General features: G+C 38.3%; 12 protein-coding genes. 1 reads left to right on the top strand and 11 read right to left on the bottom strand.

The annotated features are described in order from the left end of the window. Positions 1-53: 53 nt before the first annotated feature. The 8 genes from AC21OH_RS01895 to AC21OH_RS01930 form a co-directional block, all read right to left on the bottom strand. On the bottom strand, positions 54-854 hold the full coding sequence (locus tag AC21OH_RS01895) for a carbonic anhydrase (protein WP_487371435.1): 801 nt from the start codon (positions 852-854) through the stop codon (positions 54-56). 571 nt (positions 855-1,425) lie between these two features. Next, the gene (creD, locus tag AC21OH_RS01900) at positions 1,426-3,090 is read right to left on the bottom strand and encodes a cell envelope integrity protein CreD (RefSeq protein WP_487371434.1); all 1,665 of its coding nucleotides are present in this window, start codon (positions 3,088-3,090) and stop codon (positions 1,426-1,428) included. A 210-nt stretch (positions 3,091-3,300) separates the two neighbouring features. Continuing rightward, entirely contained in the window at positions 3,301-4,491 is a 1,191-nt protein-coding gene (locus AC21OH_RS01905; RefSeq protein WP_487371433.1) for an ABC transporter permease, read from the bottom strand. Further along, positions 4,491-5,969 (bottom strand): ABC transporter permease, encoded by a 1,479-nt coding sequence (locus tag AC21OH_RS01910; RefSeq protein WP_487371432.1) that lies wholly within the window; start codon positions 5,967-5,969, stop codon positions 4,491-4,493. The genes AC21OH_RS01905 and AC21OH_RS01910 overlap by 1 nt, the downstream gene beginning before the upstream one ends. Positions 5,970-5,992: 23 nt before the next feature. After that, positions 5,993-7,045, bottom strand: a complete 1,053-nt coding sequence (locus AC21OH_RS01915; RefSeq protein ID WP_487371431.1) for an HlyD family secretion protein — start codon at positions 7,043-7,045, stop codon at positions 5,993-5,995. A 207-nt stretch (positions 7,046-7,252) separates the two neighbouring features. Continuing rightward, positions 7,253-9,043: a TolC family protein gene (locus AC21OH_RS01920; protein ID WP_487371430.1), complete on the bottom strand. Its 1,791-nt coding sequence runs from the start codon at positions 9,041-9,043 to the stop codon at positions 7,253-7,255. A gap of 684 nt (positions 9,044-9,727) precedes the next feature. Further along, entirely contained in the window at positions 9,728-10,474 is a 747-nt protein-coding gene (locus AC21OH_RS01925) for a hypothetical protein (protein WP_487371429.1), read from the bottom strand. Between the two features lie 467 nt (positions 10,475-10,941). Further along, the gene (locus tag AC21OH_RS01930; RefSeq protein ID WP_487371436.1) at positions 10,942-12,462 is read right to left on the bottom strand and encodes a catalase; all 1,521 of its coding nucleotides are present in this window, start codon (positions 12,460-12,462) and stop codon (positions 10,942-10,944) included. Positions 12,463-13,169: 707 nt separating this feature from the next. Between AC21OH_RS01930 and AC21OH_RS01935 the strand changes: the two genes are divergently transcribed. Next, entirely contained in the window at positions 13,170-14,174 is a 1,005-nt protein-coding gene (locus AC21OH_RS01935; RefSeq protein WP_487371723.1) for an IS110 family RNA-guided transposase, read from the top strand. 779 nt (positions 14,175-14,953) lie between these two features. Here the strand turns inward: AC21OH_RS01935 and AC21OH_RS01940 are convergent. The 3 genes from AC21OH_RS01940 to AC21OH_RS01950 form a co-directional block, all read right to left on the bottom strand. Then, positions 14,954-15,853, bottom strand: coding sequence for an SMP-30/gluconolactonase/LRE family protein (locus tag AC21OH_RS01940; RefSeq protein ID WP_487371024.1), 900 nt, complete (start codon positions 15,851-15,853; stop codon positions 14,954-14,956). Positions 15,854-15,902: 49 nt separating this feature from the next. Then, a complete protein-coding gene (locus tag AC21OH_RS01945) occupies positions 15,903-17,066 on the bottom strand; it encodes an iron-containing alcohol dehydrogenase (RefSeq protein ID WP_487371023.1) in 1,164 nt (387 codons plus the stop codon). 806 nt (positions 17,067-17,872) lie between these two features. Next, a complete protein-coding gene (locus tag AC21OH_RS01950; protein WP_487371022.1) occupies positions 17,873-18,289 on the bottom strand; it encodes a DUF2177 family protein in 417 nt (138 codons plus the stop codon). Positions 18,290-18,334 lie beyond the last annotated feature (45 nt).

The raw sequence follows: 18,334 nt of genomic DNA on the forward strand, positions 1-18,334 counted from the left end.
CTGTACTTGCGTACAGGGGGCTTTTGTTTGTATCAAATATTATTTAAATTTAACTACTGAACGAATTTAACTTCGCGATTTTGAAGAGGTTGTACAGGTCTATAGTTACCATCATAAAGTTTCTTCATCATTCTTATTTCATTTTGCGATACAGCAATAGGTTGTGAAGCTACAAACCATTTGACCTTTTCAGAGCAAGGCGGGGTAGTTAATGAACCTTGATAGCTAAAATATGAGGCATCATTTGGCAATAGAGATGATACTTGAAAACCCTGTTGCAAATATAATGTGTTTTTATCAGTGGCTGCGGCACTATTTATTAATAGTTGACCTAAAGTAGTTTCAACAGGAGAACTAGGGTTTAGCATAACGCCTAATACTGCTAACTCACCTTTAGAATTAGCATGTACAAAATGTAATTCGCCTGGGTAGTTTGATCCAGATATTTGATGTTCGCTTGGGGTATGAAAGTGGAACTGTTTTAGCGTATATTTTTCATTATCAATTACGGTAACATTCAAATTATTTTGTGGTGTATATACAACTGTATGCCCATTATTCAAAATTTCAATGTTTGATGGTACAAACCTAGACATTGGCGCTGTCATTTCAGATTTCTTGGCAGTTGTAATATTGATAGGTGATTGTTCAACACCTGCTTTACATAGCTCATTACCGTGTATATCACCCCAATAATCTGGTGCTGTACTACCTGTATAAGACCAGGCAGGATGAGCATCGTTCGTCATTGAAGTGGTATGATTTGGGGTATGTTGAACTGTACTTGTACAAGCACCGATCATAGTGATAGTTGCTAATCCTAAAGCAGCTTTTACAAATGTATTTTTGATCATAGATTTGTCTCCATTTAAATTTATTAAGTTATTATTGTTATTGTCGAACCTTTCTCATTCACTCAAACTTGTTTAAGCAAACGCTTCTATATATTACGCATTAAAATTATAGTTTAAAACCCTAATATTTAAATTTGTTTAATGTAAGTCGATGACTGTCGTCAATTAAGTTAGATTTTATCAACAGAAATACAATGCTGCTTTTTAAACGATAAAAGTAAATTTAATTCTACTAAATACAAGTAATGTGCAAAAGAGGTGGTACTAACACCATAATTAGAGGCGGTTATTAAACATTGGTTACGACTATAACCAATCCAGTTGTTTGCCTCGAGTATTAGAGATTTTGTAGGCTTTATAAAGTAATAAGAATTGGTTTGATTAAAATTTATTAAGTTATTAGATGAAACAGAGGGTTCTTTAACTTGTGAAAGGGTAGTTAATTGTTCAGATATATACATCATATCTCCTTTATAAAATGAGTGATCTTTAAGGCTTGTTTGAGCCATCACTTTGTTTAAATATATATAGTGACAGCTCACAACGAATTATTCTTTAAATTAAAAATAAGTTAGGCAATCTTGTACCAATCAATTTTACGAGTCATGATCATTACACTTGCTAGTATAACGAAGCAGAATACTGCACCCAGTAAGAGATTTAAGTCTTTGGTCGTCAATATGCCGTAGAATGCAGCATACAGACCTCCAAGTATGGCAGTGAATAGTAAGGCACGTTTTGCGCTACCTAATAGATAATAAGAATACCAACCTATTAATCCCACACATGCAGATGCAGCAGCAGTATAAGCCATCCAAAAAGCGATTTGCTCAGCTAAAGGTAGGAGTAACACATAAAAAGTGACGAGTGCGCTTCCGACTAGTAAGTATTGAATGGGATGAATTCGACTAGATTTGATGACTTCAAATAAGAAGAAAGTGCCAAAAGATACCAATATCAATAGTAATGCATACTTCATAGTACGTTCAGTTTGCAAATACACGTCGTTTGGCTCTGCGAAATTAACGCTAAACCCGCTCAAGTTAATGAGTTTGCCATCATTTTGATTAGCTGCACTTGCTTCATCCGTGTAGCGTAATTCCTCTTTATATTTAATTGAGCTTAGCGGTGCGTCAACATTTATATAACAGCTATTAATGCTCAGCTCTTCAAAACAAGCCGATAAATGTTGATTGTTGGCTATAGTTAAATATTGATTTTGCCAGTTTGCTGTAAAGCCGTTATTCGAAATCTTTTTTGTATTAGGCAAAGCTTGTCCGATAAAATTTGGGGAATGCCAGTTACTCACGACAGCAAGTTCGAAGTTTTCTCCCGTAGGTATGGTATTTAATGTACTAATACCCGCTAAAGGCAATTCAATCGAAACTTTAAAGGTCGGATTAATATTACTGTCCCTGTTGGCTAAACGGCCCGATTCCAGAGGCGTTTGTAATGAGGTAGTATTAGTAGCATCAGTATCAGTATCAGTATATGTATTCATTATGGCATCAGGAATAATGCTTAAATTACCGTTTTTAATCTTGTTTGTTATCGTTGAGGGTAGGGCCACTTCGACATAGTTAAGATTGTTTAATAAGTTGGACTGTGGGTAGGTCGCTTTTATTTTAGTATCGTCAATTGTCACTGTTGGTAATGTCGCTACACCGCGCAAATCTGACACCGGTATGATTAATTTGGCTTGATTCCAATGAATGGCTTTACTTTTAGAGGTTGAATCTTGTGGAGAGGGTAGCAAAGATGCTTTATTTGAAGTGTTTGAATCTAATGCGCTTGGAGTATTTTGGCCATAAGATTGGTTGAACTTTAAATCGCCTGTATAGCTGATGGCGTTATATATACCCCGCTTATAGGTATCTGTACTAACCTCTAGATGTTGTTTAGCGGTAGTTTGAGAGGCAAATAAAGTCACGATACTGGTATAAGGAGACTGGCATTTATAGGTAGGGGTAGTCTCGACATTACTAGTATTTTGTGCTGCGTTGATTATGGGGCCTGGGTTATTCGTATTACATAGTGGCGTTATGGTAATTGGTACTGCAATAAAAGGATTAATTACTTGTTGGGGGTTAACATGTTGTTCGGCTATTTCAGTTATAACGCTTTCTGAATAGTTCTGTCTTTCTAATATCAATGATCGGATCATGGTCAATCCGACCGCAAAGATAAGACACAATCCTGCGATAATCGATAATTTTATAAATAGTGTTTTTTGCATTGTACATTCCTCTTGCTGGTTTAATTCTGACTAATTTATTAATGCTTTCAAGCATGTTAAATCAGCTAAGAGGAAGAGATATGTGCTAACAATGAAAAGATAGTGAAGATTGTATAAACGAATGAATAATGAATAAGTAAGACAAGCTGATAAGATTCGCAATTAAGGCGACTCAGAAGTTCAGGGTATTTTTAGATAAAATGTATCAAATCAGAGTTTTCGAACACGCTTTAATTGACGATTTTGTACCCAAATGAGCAGTATGTAGGTAATGAGACCAAGCGCAACCAGATGGTATAAATAATAACTGACTTGACTTAATGACGCTCCCATCTGATTGAGTTGTACCGATGCATTCATACCTGAGGTGGAGGGAAACAGCCAGCGTATATACTGCAAAGGTTCTGGAAGCTGACTAACTGGCCAAGGGTAACCACTCAAAAAGAACATAGGCAAGGAGCTAAATATCAAAATTTGCATGCTACGTTCACGCTGTTTGAACCACATACCAAATAAGCTGCCAGCAGTAGCTACAGTTACGGTATATATACCCATAAATAATAAACTACCTAGCATATTGTGACCTCGAGGATAGTTTTGTATTGAAAACACCCAGCCATAATAAAAGCAGCCCATTATGAACGTACACATACTAAGGGCTAGTATGCGCCCAAGCCAACCCGTCGCACTGGCATTTTGGCGTCTTTTTTCATACCAAGTACCAATTAATAAAGCCGTACCGATTAATAGTGTTTGCTGCAATATTAAAATGGCTACTGCTGGAACAACGTAAGCCCCATAACCTTCTGAACGATTAAAAAGGGGATCGATACGCAGAGGCACAGCTTGGGTACTATTTTTAGCAATATCAATGTAGGCGCCTTGTGCCACATCTCGTTTTATTTTTACACCTGCAGAAACGGTTCCTACCGCTGCGGTGAATCCAGTTTGTAACTGTTTATTCAATAGAAAATAACTGTTATTTCCTATTATAGATACATAGGTCGGTTTGTTCGATAGGACATCTTTTTCAAGATTATTAGGAATGATTAAGTAGCCTGCGATATCATTATGATACATCGCATTAACCGCCGCTTGCTGAGTGCTATATGTCCGTATTGATAAATTTGGACTGGCATCACTATACCTAATGATAGTTTGGGAAAGCTCACTACGATCTTGGTCAATAATTCCAGCAGGTATCTCATTGACCACTTCGCCACGATAAGGCCAGGGATAAAAAAATCCATACAGTAGAGGGGCTATGATGAGCATCAAGAGAACCCCTTTATCTGAAAAGATCATTTTAAGCGTGCCTAAAAAGCCCTCTAAAAAGGTTTTATGATAAATATAAGTTTTATCACGTGTATGAGCTTCGGGTCTATTTTTTGGTATAATCATTAGCGCGCTCCCCATTTTTCTGGGTTTTTAAATGCACGAACACTAAGCGCCCCAGTAATAATGAGTAGTACTATCACAGCAACAACTAGTCCAATAACAGTTGGTATAGAAATCTCAATCGGTGCTAGCATTTGTAGCTGTGCAATATGTACCTTTAAATAATGTGTTAAAGGAAGAATATTTGCCCAAAGTCGCGCCCCATCACTCATTGCTAATAGTGGAAAAGTGACACCCGCAAAAGCAAACGCGGGAGCAGACACAAAAGCAGTACTCGACAACCCCATTCGTAAGGAGTAAGACGTTAAGCTAAAAATAGCACCCATCCACAGTGATATCATTACCAATGCAACATAGGCGATGAATACTGTAAAAATTGATAACCAATCTGCTGGATGCACCCATACGGCTAGGGAGATGGCTAATGCGCCCCATAGCATATAAAATAGTAGCGTCCATATAAGCTTACCATTAAGACCTACCACCAATGCTAAAATCGACACCTTGTTAGGCATACGCGGTTTGGCGCTTTTATTAAAATTTATTTCATATCGATATAAGGGAGACATCAAACTAAACCTATTGAAACCAATTGGGGTAAACGTTTGTGTTCTAAGGCTTTGATAGTCTATGGGCAACTGCCAGCTATCGTGTAGGCTTGAGTGCAAGTAAGCTAGTTTTTTATCAGGAGGTATATGTTTTAGCGTTTGAAAGTCTGGATAGGGCATCTCTGGATATACCATATTGTGATACCAAAGTGAGAAGGTTTTGTCCCTAATCTCACGCCCAATTGTCGTTGCGCCAATAATCATGGCCAATATGTGGAGCAGAGCAGGAATAACTGTAGACGCTAAAAACTGCTGGTAGTTAGCGCCAATATTAAATAAACTGACACGCTCAACAGCAATAGGCGAATGATCAATAAATGCCTGATCGGGATAGCTGCCTCGCTTTATCTTTTGCTTAATTTCAACACCCGCTGATAATGTTCCGACAACGGTTTGCATCCCTTTTTGAATAATTCCAGAATGCGTACCGTATTGGGCATTTACTTTTAGAATAATAGGCGCTGGAGCTGAATTATTTATTTGATCTGCGAAGTTCTCTGGAATAATAACGACGCCATATATTTGTTGATCTAAGATGGCTTTTTGCGCTTCTTTTGCACTGGCATAGAAACCTTCAACCTTGATATCTGGACTTGCATCTATAAAACGCGTTAACGTTCTGGAGTAGCTGCTATTACTATTATCAACGACGCCAAGCGGTAAATTCACAATATATGGGTTTGAAAAAGTCCACCACACACTCAGTATGGTAAGCAGTGGTAGCCAAAACATAATGACATAGTCCCACGAATTATGAAGGAGGAACCGACCTTCATAACCTGCGCTGCGCTTAAAAACAGACAGCAGTGATGAGCTTTTGGCATCTTTATTGCCAAAGACAAACTTTGGAGTATCACTCTTAGACTGCGACATAATCTAGCCTATTTATAGCAATCTTAGTTAACCTTATTTGGATTCTCATCCATATTATTTAGATCGACCACCACGCTCATCCCTGAACGCACTTTTGGATCAGGTTTGATAGGACGCGCTTTAACCTCAAAAGTTCTCACATCAAAGTTATCTTCGGTATTTGTAGCTCGCCATGTCGCAAAATCTGACATTGCCGCTGTATTAAATACTTTAAACCGCATTTCATAAGTGTCATCTGCAGTGGACAATGCAGGTAATTTACCAATGAACTCCGTACCGATACTAAACTGACCTAAGTTATTTTCGGTGACATTTAAGACAGCCCATTGATCTTTAGGTTCAACAAGCGTCATTATGGGTACACCTTGACCAATCACCTCACCTGGGTTGATGATTACGTCATCAACAATACCAGATACCGGGCTCTTTAGATTGGCTTCGTTTTGCGCCGCTTGTGCTTCTTGCAGCTTACCTTCAACTTGCGACAGTTGCGCCTCTACTACTTGTATGTCCTCAGAGCGGTTGCCTTCTGTTGCCAGCTCAAATTGTAGTCTAGCGGCCGCCGCTTTATCTTTACTGGCAAGATATTGAGTATAAGCTTCATCACGCTTTTGTCGTGACATAAGCCCTTCTTGATATAGGCGTTCAATACGTCTATACGTACTTTCAGCCAATTCTGCCGCCGCTTTATTGGCTTGATAATTGGCTTTGGCTTGACCGACTTCTTGAGGGCGAGCACCATTTTTAGCTTTATCAAGTTGACTTTGTGCTGCTTTACGTCCTGCTAAAGCTTGCTGAATTTTGGCGTTGATCTCTGGCGAGTCCATTTCAATCAACTGCTGACCTTGTTTGACGTAATCACCCTCAGTGACGTATATTTTTGAGATGCGTCCTGGAACTTTGGCTGCTATGTAGGTTGACTGCATCTCCATTTGACCTTGTATTGTACTTGGCTTCGCAGCGCTCGCTTTACTTTTCATCAAACCATAAACAATCGCCCCTAATACCATAAGGACGACGACAGTAATCACGATGTTTCTGATAGTGATTGAGTTGGGCTTTTTAGAGGATGTCATGAATTTATCCTAACGATAAAGTTTTAAATATGATTTATAAATTTCTAAATATGATTTATAAAGTATGCTGAATAGCCGCTATTAGACAACTTTTGTAAGCTACTAATTTTTATATAACGTTATAGTGTCTATCAATCTGTTTATAGACTCACTTACTTAAGTGCAATGAGCTTACCGTATTGTAGTAAGCAAAACGCGCTAATAATTTTAAAATACGCTGGCAAGTTTGATGTCTGCCGACGCCTGATATTCATGAAACATTTCTGGAGAGCCTATACTTTCACTTAATGCTGCTAATGCTTGAACATAATCGTAAGCAGCCGCAGTTTGCTCGGTGCGTGCTTTGAAGAATTTTGTCTGTGCGGTAGTCACATCTAGTGTGGTGTTTACCCCTTCTTGTAGACCGAGCCGTCTTAGACGCAGCAACTCTTTTGCTAAGCGCACATTGCTCTCTAAAGATTGGTAACGAATACGTGCGTTTTCTAAAGACTGCCAGTTTTTTTCTACCAATAATAATATATTGTCACTAACCTCAATTTTACTCAACAACGCTTGACGCATTGATGCTTCACCCGATGCCAATTGCGCTTCTTTATTAAGCCCGCCCCATAGCTTCCAACTTGCCGAAACTCCCGCAATCCAGCTTGGGTCACTTTTAAGCTGATGGTAACCAAATACAGAAATCGTAGGCTTATAGCCTGTGTCTGATAGGCTGTATAATGACTGCGCTTGCAAGTACTTTGCATCTACCTTTTTAAGACCTGGATGATTAGCAAGTGCCAATTCCTGAAAATGTTTTAAAGACGGCAGAGGCTTTGATAAGACAAATAAAGGAGTAGTCGGTTTTACTGGTTTTTGAGTTCTTAACAAACGTTGTAAAGCGGTTAATGCCAATTGGGCATCGTTACGCGCTTTAATAGACTCACTTTGGGCGTCAGCTAATGAAGTTTGAGCTTCCAAAAGCTCTACGCGTGCGACGAACCCTTCTTCGTACAATCGCTGTACCATATGATTGGTTTGTTCAACGGTGTCCAAAGCATCATCACGAAGATATGACACAATTAAGGCTAATTGCGCTTTAAAATACCGTTCAATCAACGTAGTTTGCAATGAGTCATTATCGAGTAGAGCATCCGCTTCACTTTCATCAGTACGGGCATCTGCTAACGAGGTGATCGCTTCGGTACGTCCCGCAGTATAAACAGGCCATAACATAGCGACGCCTGCACCTATTGTGCTAGATTCTTGTTTTAATTCATAATTATCTGGAATCGCGCTATCAACTATTAAAGGTAAGTCTATATTTGAAAGTGCTGGGCCGTTACCTAATGCACCACTTTGCGCCAATTGCGTTAAGTCAGTAGCGACCTTGGACTTAAAGCCTGTTAAGTTTACGTCTGTATCTACCCTATAGCGAGTAGCGCCGGCACGCAAAAATACCAAAGGTTTGTTCAAGTCTTTTGTGGCATCTGATCTTAGCTCACTGGCAGCAATCGCCGCATTATTACTCGCAAGCTTGGGAGACACTTGTAACAAAGTATGCCGTGCTTCTTGCAAACTAATTCGTTCTGGAACATCAACGACATACGTATTATCAATCAAAACACCTGTGATTGGATCGACAATTTTATTTAAAGGAAAAGTTTGATAAGTGCCGGCTTCAAGATTGTCCGCAACTTCGTTAACTGTCGGTATGTTATTGGTAAAATTTGAATTTGCAAAGTACGTATTCGCACCCATCGTCTCTATGGATGCGTCAGTTGGATATGGGTTTGTTATATAAGCATCTACGCTGTAAGTGTCTTCGGTAGAGTTATTCGTTGTTAAAGCTTGAGCTTGTGACGCTATGATTGATACGCCGAGTGTCATTAGCGCTTTGCTTAAACCCACTTTGGTAGGTAGGGGATATACTAGGGAATGGTCGCGTTTAATACGGTTTTTTCCAATACAGTGTTGCTGAGTAGATTCAGAACTATCAAAAGGTTTGGAAGCTTTCATAACAGGTAATAAATAGCGTTGAAAATGACATCTACTTTTTATTAAAGACAAAGCTTTATAAGGTAAGATCAGCGGAGGAAGGGTTTTAATATAAGTCAAAGGTTTAAAAGATGGCAGGTCTTTTAAATATAGTAAGGATAAATAAGGCTTTCTTATTAAAGAATTATCTCCATAAGCGTTATGATTAAGTGTATTGTTACTATTCATCTTAGATAATGACATATAGGCGACTGATTAATTGAGGAAAAAGACGTTTTATATTATACATTCGTAGCATAAATAAAGATAAGCTTTAATTATATGCATCAGCTTTTTAATCTGGCCGAAAAAATAGGGGAGTTAGATAGATCATCATAATTAAAGATAAAGACACTTTAAGGTGTGATAATTTAAGATTTTGCTAAAGATAGTAAACTTAAGCTTGTAATCATAACACGCGAATATCATGAACAAGTATATTATTAATAAATGATTAATAAACTGAATGTATGCTAAAGATTCTCTTTTATTTATTTTTTGGAATAGGTTTGGTTTAAATCGCCCTTGAAAAAATTTAAAATTTAACAAAAACAAGCCAATTCTTGACCGCTATACAGGGTTAAGATTTGGCTTGAGTTTTGAATCTAGTGGTTATGCATATTATACGATCAACTATTTAAAGTAATCATTCGGTTATTTGATAGTTTACGCCTTTTCAAGCTTAGGTCTTGCTTTATTAATAGCAGACAGTAGAGCCTGCTTAAACTGACCTTGAGTAAAGCGGACTAGATCAGAGTGAGCAGCACAGAAATTCATCGTGTCTTTCCATTCATGAGCTAAGTTTTCTGCCCAATCACAATAGGCTTTACCTGCATTTGGTTCATCTTTTAGTGCTTTTTTAGTAGTAGGGTGTAATGACAGCTCTGGCATTATGGCCTTGAGGATTTTTGCGGGTGGAGATACGAATGTATCATCAACATGTAGGGTTTTGCTGGTAGGATGGTAAGCGAGTAACGAGCCTGCATGAATATTCTGATTCGGATGAATATAATAAATACCTTCAGGTACTGAGAATTTAAGCTCTGGATAACGCTGTGTAACCGCATCACTTTCTACCAAATCATCTGCCCAAGTCACTAATGGAACTTCGGTTTTGTGTCTTTCACTACCGTAGTGAATGGCATCAGGGAAATCTTTGGCCATTTGTTCACAATGTACCGTATGAAAAGGATGCAGATTTAAGACCGCTTCCACGTCTTTACCTTGATTGGTTAAGCGCATGACGTCATCACGAACATTGCCAGTTAAAGTATAGCTGTCTAAAAATATATAATTTCCAGAATTAAGCTGTACCAATGAGCACTGTGTACCAATGTCAATGATACCACCCAGTTTAAATGAGCCACGGATATTCCAAAAACCTGAACCTAAATTAATAATTTTATCTGACATAACTCTCTCGTTGTCTATTGGTTACTTAATTTATTATAAGACTTTAACATTATTGTCGTTTACTAACTGTACCTATTTAACAGGGTTAAATATTCAGTTGTATATTAATTCTGTTGATTTAACGTGACAGTATAGAAAAGATGTCTAAATAGGTTCTAAGTCAACAGAGTGCAAGTACTACTCATGTAGGCTTAGCAAGGTTAACGCCGTAACCGTTTAGTAGTCCATTAACTATATTTGATAGATAAGCAGGCGAGTCAGCGTTAATGATTTACTACTAAGACATAAAAAAGCACCTACCACGATAAACGGTAGGTGCTTTTATGCGTTACCTGAAACTATAAGCAATAAGTAGCTATTTATAAGTAAATATCAATAAGCTTAAGTACAACAGGTAACAGTCACAAGTATGAGCTAAGTTCTCAACTCAATGATACGCTTAGCTACTGCTTGAAATATCTAGATGCTTACAACAAGCTATCTAAATGACGAGCAGGGTCAGTCTCACGGGCCGCTTTTGCATCTTCAACCGTTAGTCCAAGAGCTTTGGCAACGCCTTCAGCGTACGCTGGGTCACACATATCACAGTTACGGATATGACGATACTTAATAAAGTCTGGGGCATCGCCCATCGCACGAGCGGTATTACCATATAACGCTTCTTTTTGCTCATTAGTCATCAGATTAAATAGCGCGCGCGGCTGACTGAAATAATCGTTTGAATCTTCACGGAAATCGTAATGAGCTGCATAGCCATCAACTTTCATAGGTGGCTCAGCATATTGCGGCTGATCTTGCCACTGCTCAAAGCTATTTGGCGTGTAGTGTGGTCGACCATCATAGTTGTCATCAACCCGAACCTGACCATCTCGGTGGTTACTCGCAACAGGGCAACGCGGTTTGTTGACTGGAATCTGCTTGTGATTAACCCCAACACGATAACGCTGTGCGTCAGCGTAGCTAAACAGACGGGCTTGTAGCATGCGGTCTGGAGAGGCGCTAATACCAGGTACTAGGTTGTTTGGTGCAAATGCAGCCTGTTCTACATCCAAGAAGTAGTTTTCTGGGTTGCGGTTTAATTCAAACTCACCCACTTCAATTAGTGGATAATCACCTTTTGGCCAAACTTTACTAAGGTCAAATGGATGATAGGGTACTTTGTCAGCATCTTCTTCTGGCATGATTTGAACATACATTTTCCACTTAGGAAAATCGCCATTATCTATCGCATTTAGCAGATCTTCTTGATGGCTTTCACGGTTCGTCGCAATAATATCAGCAGCTTCTGCATCAGTTAAGTTTTTGATACCTTGCTGAGTACGGAAATGGAACTTCACCCAAAAGCGCTCATTGTCTTTGTTAATAAAGCTATACGTATGTGAGCCAAAGCCATGCATATGACGGTACGTGGCTGGAATACCACGGTCACTCATCGTAATGGTAACTTGGTGGAACGACTCAGGAAGTAGGGTCCAAAAGTCCCAGTTGTTAGTTGCTGAGCGCATATTTGTACGTGGGTCACGCTTAACCGCTTTGTTTAAATCTGGGAATTTGCGTGGGTCACGCACGAAGAATACCGGCGTGTTGTTACCCACTAAGTCCCAGATACCTTGATTGGTATAGAACTTGAGTGCAAATCCACGAATATCGCGTTCAGCATCAGCGGCACCGCGCTCGCCTGCAACGGTACTAAAGCGAGCAAACATTTCCGTCTTTTTGCCGACTTCGCTAAAGATATCAGCACGGGTATATTTGGTGATGTCATTAGTCACCGTAAATGTACCGTAAGCACCAGAACCTTTAGCGTGCATACGACGTTCTGGTATAACTTCACGGTTAAGGTCGGCAAGCTTTTCATTAAGCCATAAATCTTCCGCTAATAGAGGACCACGTCGGCCTGCTGTTTTACTATTGTCATTGTCAACAACTGGCGCACCATTACTCATGGTCAAATTGGTTGTTGAATATGGACATTTTTTATCATTCATATCGCTCATGGATGTCTCCCTAGTGATAAATTAATTTAATCATTGGTAAATAGCGATTTACCCTTATAAGTCATGTCGGCTATTAACGTCATATATACCGCATTAGCCTATATGCTTTAAGCCCTAACTAATAAGGGTACAAATAATTAAAGTTGTTATGGGTTTAATTAACCCAGTAATTTCATGTTTTTATTGCCCAAGCTTTATCAAAAGCTTATAAATTAAGATCTACCACATTAAACTAGCTTAGCATTAGTATGGTACTGATATCGCTTAGTGCCTATTAAAACCTATTGACTATGATTTTAATATTAAATTAATCATAAGCTTTTGATTGATTTAATTAAATAACACAAAAAATTTTAATTGGACGTTTAAAAATTTAGTTATCACTTTTTAATAGCTATACCGCAAGGACGGTAGATAAAATTGCTCAGCGCGTCGCAGCAAGTATTGACGAGTGCAGGTATGTTAATTTAGGAATAAAGGGTTGTTGGAGCTTATCCCGCTTGTATGTTAAAAAAGCCATAGATAAGTGTTAACCTTAGCTATGGTAGCAGGTAGAGTGAGCTAGTGATCCCGCTATAGCCAAAGAGCTCGACGCAAAGATAAAGCCCTCTACCTGTATTTCTTTAGATTGAATGGTATCAAAGTGCCTTAGAAAATAAAACTAAGAGACACTGTATTCACAAGGGAAATGCAAAGAAATGACCTATCAAGTATACGTTGGAATTGACATATCCAAAGCTAAATTTGACGCAACATGGCTAAACAAAGAAGGTAAAAAGGTTAAAAACAAAGCCCACAGCAAAACCTTTACTAATGACGAAAAAGGCTTTGCAATCTTTACCAAATGGCTAGCTAAGCAAAGCACAAACAAGAAACCGGATGAATGTCTTATCATCATGGAAGCCACAGGCATATACTATGAGAACCTAGCCTATGATCTACATAGTAAAGGCTATACAGTATCCGTTATTAATCCGGCATATGCCAAACAATTTGCAGGTGCCATCGGCAGTCATCACAAAACCGACAAACAAGACGCGTACGTACTCGCGCAATACGCCTATACAAGGCACCCTAAAGCATGGCAGCCAGAACCTGAGCACGTGAGAAAGCTCAAGTATCTGCTAGACCGTTTAGACACGCTCAAGGCTGATAAAAAGCGAGAAAGCAACCGTCTAGAAAAAGTTGAATCTAGAAAAAGCTATGACAACGATATCGCCCAATCTATAAAACAAGTGATAGACACTTATAACGAACAAATAGATATCATCCAAGCCAAAATAGATAAACACATAGGTAATCATCCTGACTTAAAGTTAGGCTATGACAACCTAGTTAGCATTCCAAGCATAGGTAAGACAGTCGCACCGAATGTATTGTCGCTACTCCTATCTAAGGACTTTAAGGATGCTTCGCAATGTGCCTCATTTGTTGGATTAACCCCTATACATATACAGTCAGGAATCTTTAAAGGAAGAAGCCGTATTAGTAAAAAAGGGGATGGCAACCTACGATCGAAGCTGTTTATGTGTGCTTTATCTGCAATTAGTTGCAATCCTGATGTTAAGCAACTATATGAGCGACTGCTGAAGAGAGGAAAATGCAAAAAAGTGGCTTTGATTGCAGGTATGAGAAAGTTATTACAGATTTGCTATGGTGTGATAAAGCACCAAAGCAAATACAAACCTCAAGTTGCTATTTGATAGTAATTTGAGTTGACATATAAGATGGTATCTTTTCGTTCCTATCTTGTCTACCCACTGTGGCGGTGACTAATAGCCAGTAGCGTTCCTGTTGTCTCGATACCGCTACTGGCTAAGTCACCGCGACACAGTGGTCAAACAAGGATATCCACTTCAATCGGGGCTAAACCGCTCTACATATTAAAGATCTGGTGAACGGTAAATTTATTTCAATCAATATATTAAACCCTTTGAGGACGGGGTATAAATTTTAAATCAAAATTTACAGTACGATTTTTTAACGCATCTTAAAATGCACTTGTGATGTGTTAAAGCATATAAATTGATTTCATAGTTGTTGAAATTTAAATTGTTAACTTTAAGTAATCTAAAGTCGATCTCTATAAATGCGGGGAACCGTAGTTTTAAATTATTGTAGAGGTTATATGTGGATTTAAATATCGATAATGCGCAATAGCTTATAATGAATATATTAATAATTAGCCATTATGGTCTATAGCGTTATATTTGCTGTGAAATTCAACTATATCAGGTCTTCGTTATGCGTGTAAAAAGTAATAATCGATCCAGAAACTACCATTTTGATAACAGCATGGTGAAGTGCAGTCAAGGTAATTTAAATATTTAATCAAATGGATGGGTATTTTAATAATCAATTCATACTACTCGCATTATTATTCGTATAAAGACAACCTCTTACAAGAATTAGTTGTTAACTAATAAAAAATAACCTGTCATATAGCAGGTTATTTATGGTTCAGTTCAATCAAAATTTTTAATTATGGCGTACCTGCATGCCCCACCTCAACTTGAACAGATAGCATGCGTCCTTTGGTTTCAGACTTGCGAGAAGCCTCATCCCAGTCTGGCGCCGCACACATAAATAATGTCTTACCGTCTTGTCCACCTAGAGTCACCGCAAAGACACCATCAGGTGCAGTATCGATAGTTTCTAAAATCTCACCACCCTCAGCTATACGTACAACTCGCTGATTCAAAGTATCCGCGATCCACACAGCACCTTCGACATCTAATGTAAGACCATCAGGTAATATGCTGGCGTTTTCAATGCGTAGACCAAGATTGGGTTCATTACCTAATTCTCCAAAATTTGCAAAGTCTCGTTTATCTCCGAGGCTACCATCTTCTTTAATATCAAATTGAGTTATTTTATTGCCAAACAGTTCATTAACTATCAATGTTTTATTATTTTCAGAGATAACCATCCCATTTGGAAATGCCAGCCCGTCAGCGACAATCTGTGAGCTTCCATCAGGTTTAACCAATACAAGCCCTGTATTTTTATGATCAGCACCACCCATCAAATCAAAACCGAAGTTGCCTACATAGGCATTGCCATTAGTGGCTACAACCATATCATTGGCATGACCATCGCAATGTTCCCAGATATCAGCATGTACGACCAAGTTACCATCATTTTCTAGTCGTAAGACTTTGCGGTCTTTCATCGATACCACAAGCATACGCCCATCAGGTAACCATCCTAAACCGGAAGGCTGTTGTTGAACATGCACAATCTTTTCCGCTATTCCTTCTTCGTTGACTCTATAGACACCTTGAGTATAGAAATCAACAAACCATAATGTATTTTGATACCAACGAGGTCCTTCTAAGTAATGAAAGCCGTCTACACAAACTTTTATTTCATTTTTCGACATGATCATTTTCCTTGAATGATAGATAAAATTATTTAAAGAGCATTTCTAATCAGGCTATTTCCTCATATATCGTACTGACTTCTTCTAAAGTCATATCTTTTGGATTGGTTGCGATAAGTCGTGAATAGGAATTGATAACTATTTCAGCTAGGGCAGGAATATCGTCCTTTGAAATATCCAGTTCACTCAAACGATATTTAAGACCACTATTTTCCAAAAACTTTTTTAGTTGATTAATAAATGAAGTCGCTGCATCTAAATCTGTCATTCCAGCTGTTTGAGTAGGCATAACAGTATGAGCGAGCTCTGCGTATAGAGGAGCAGCTTCTGATAAGTTAAATGTGAAAACACCACACATTACAAGCGCATTAGCATGTCCATGTGGAATATGGAAATTAATACTTAGGGGGTAGGATAGTCCATGGACAGCAGCCACAGAGGCATTGACGAAGGCGATACCGGCTAACGTAGAACCTAACAGCATATTAGCTCGAGCATCAATATTGTCACCATGGTTCAATACTGTTTCAAAATTATTCCATAGTAATTGTAAGCCTTTTAAGACTAGTGCATCTGAAATAGGATTCTTTTTAGTACGACTTGTATAGGCTTCAATACAATGCACCATGGCATCAAGTGCGGTTGCTGTAGTAATATGACGAGGTAGTTTAAGTGTTAGGGTTGCATCTAATATAGCGACGTCAGGTAGTATTTTAGGAGTATAAATAGCTTTTTTACTTCCATCTTTTGCTGTGATTACAGATACAAACGTGGATTCTGCACCTGTACCTGCAGTAGTCGGTATTGCAAAAAGTGGTAGTTTTTTAAAGTTGCTAATATCCTTATCCAAAATATCATTAACGAACTTAAAGTCGTTTGGGTATAAGGCAACAATTTTTGCTGTATCAATAGAGCTGCCTCCGCCTAAGCCAATGATCAAATCGCATTGATTGTTTCTTGCAAGCTCAATAGCACTTTCAACAACTTCAATAGGTGGGTCAGCAACGACATTATCGAATACAACGACACTAACGTCTGCTTTCTGTAAGGCTTGCTTTGCGATATCGACATAGCCTAACTCGGAGATTCCAGCATCTGTAATTATTATGGCTGAGGTGGCAGAGTACTGTTTTGCTAAACCCCCTAGCTTTTGGTGCATGCTATGAGCTTCGCTGACAATATGACCATTAGTATAAAATTCAATCCCTGTCATTCTGTTCTTCCTTGAGTATGTACTCACTTATTTGGGCCAATAGATAAAAAAGTAAGAGTACTTTTATATGGATTAGGCTTTTATAAGGCGTTAATGCATGTCAAAAGTACTAGGTAACAACTTGTCCTATTGACATTTTTACTTTTAAAACGTTATCAGCTCAAGCGGTATACTACAAAAAAAACGTATTAAAATTATCTGCGTACCACTATCTGAGTGCCACTAAAGTAAACAATATATTAATTTATTAGCGCACTTAATTATCCGTTTAGAATTATCACATTATCATAATAATAAGAGAGTTGTCATTAAATGATTTGACAGCTATCATTTTAGTTAATAATTTCACATAATTGTTTAAGTGTATTCTAAATATATTGACCTGCTTATATATAATTATGGCTAAGAGCATATTCAAATACCCATTTAATAATACAAATCTTGAGTTAAATGGGTGAACTTATGACTACTATCAAAAAGAAATGAAAAAATTGATAAGTGTTTTATTGAATTCATTTAGAAGATATGAATAAATTTAACCCACAAAAAAACCCCCGATACAGAATTAACTGAGAATCGGGGGTTATTTTGTTTACTAAATCTTGGTAGGCGTAACTAGATTCGAACTAGCGACCTTTACCATGTCAAGGTAGGTCCACCAAAAAAATGGGCACTAAAAAATTATAGTTTTTTGACCTTCACTCTATTCAGGTTGATCTTTGCCTTTACTGAACTTACCATAACATTCGCCATTGCCAATGCTAAATTTAGTCTATACCTAACAATCACTAATCACACAACAACAATCACGCTAACCAGTCAAACTTATAACTTAACCAACCAGCACAGACGGCGACTATACCCGTGATAAGTCCGCCCCAAGCAAAATCTACTATTGCTGCCGACGTACTATATTCTTTAAACAGGGCAAGAGCGGTAAAGTCAAATGTTCCGTACGCCATCAAACCAATCAGTGCACCCATTGCAAACAGTTGCCAAAGTGGGGCATGAGCTTTGACTTGAGGATAAATAACCAATACGCACAAGGCAAAAATATAAAACAAATAAAATACTGCCGCCGCCATCAAATTTGGTGATTCAGACAGCAAATGCCCAATACGTGGCTGATAAAACGCCTGTGTCATGGTTTTTAACCACACGCTATCAATCAATACAAACACTATAGCTGCACTGAGATAAATCCAAACATATGCTAAATTCATAAGACCCTCCTTGTCATATGACCCATTAAGTAACCTGAATCAAAG

It is taken from the genome of Psychrobacter sp. CX10 (assembly GCF_057621575.2).

What these genes read in the sequence shown, in the direction of transcription:
- AC21OH_RS01940 (WP_487371024.1), bottom strand. Translation starts at nt 15,853, where the DNA reads ATGTCGAAAAATGAAATAAAAGTTTGTGTAGACGGCTTTCATTACTTA.
- AC21OH_RS01910 (WP_487371432.1), bottom strand. Translation starts at nt 5,969, where the DNA reads ATGTCGCAGTCTAAGAGTGATACTCCAAAGTTTGTCTTTGGCAATAAA.
- AC21OH_RS01915 (WP_487371431.1), bottom strand. Translation starts at nt 7,045, where the DNA reads ATGACATCCTCTAAAAAGCCCAACTCAATCACTATCAGAAACATCGTG.
- AC21OH_RS01895 (WP_487371435.1), bottom strand. Translation starts at nt 854, where the DNA reads ATGATCAAAAATACATTTGTAAAAGCTGCTTTAGGATTAGCAACTATC.
- AC21OH_RS01950 (WP_487371022.1), bottom strand. Translation starts at nt 18,289, where the DNA reads ATGAATTTAGCATATGTTTGGATTTATCTCAGTGCAGCTATAGTGTTT.
- AC21OH_RS01945 (WP_487371023.1), bottom strand. Translation starts at nt 17,066, where the DNA reads ATGACAGGGATTGAATTTTATACTAATGGTCATATTGTCAGCGAAGCT.
- AC21OH_RS01930 (WP_487371436.1), bottom strand. Translation starts at nt 12,462, where the DNA reads ATGAATGATAAAAAATGTCCATATTCAACAACCAATTTGACCATGAGT.
- creD (WP_487371434.1), bottom strand. Translation starts at nt 3,090, where the DNA reads ATGCAAAAAACACTATTTATAAAATTATCGATTATCGCAGGATTGTGT.
- AC21OH_RS01905 (WP_487371433.1), bottom strand. Translation starts at nt 4,491, where the DNA reads ATGATTATACCAAAAAATAGACCCGAAGCTCATACACGTGATAAAACT.
- AC21OH_RS01935 (WP_487371723.1), top strand. Translation starts at nt 13,170, where the DNA reads ATGACCTATCAAGTATACGTTGGAATTGACATATCCAAAGCTAAATTT.
- AC21OH_RS01920 (WP_487371430.1), bottom strand. Translation starts at nt 9,043, where the DNA reads ATGAAAGCTTCCAAACCTTTTGATAGTTCTGAATCTACTCAGCAACAC.
- AC21OH_RS01925 (WP_487371429.1), bottom strand. Translation starts at nt 10,474, where the DNA reads ATGTCAGATAAAATTATTAATTTAGGTTCAGGTTTTTGGAATATCCGT.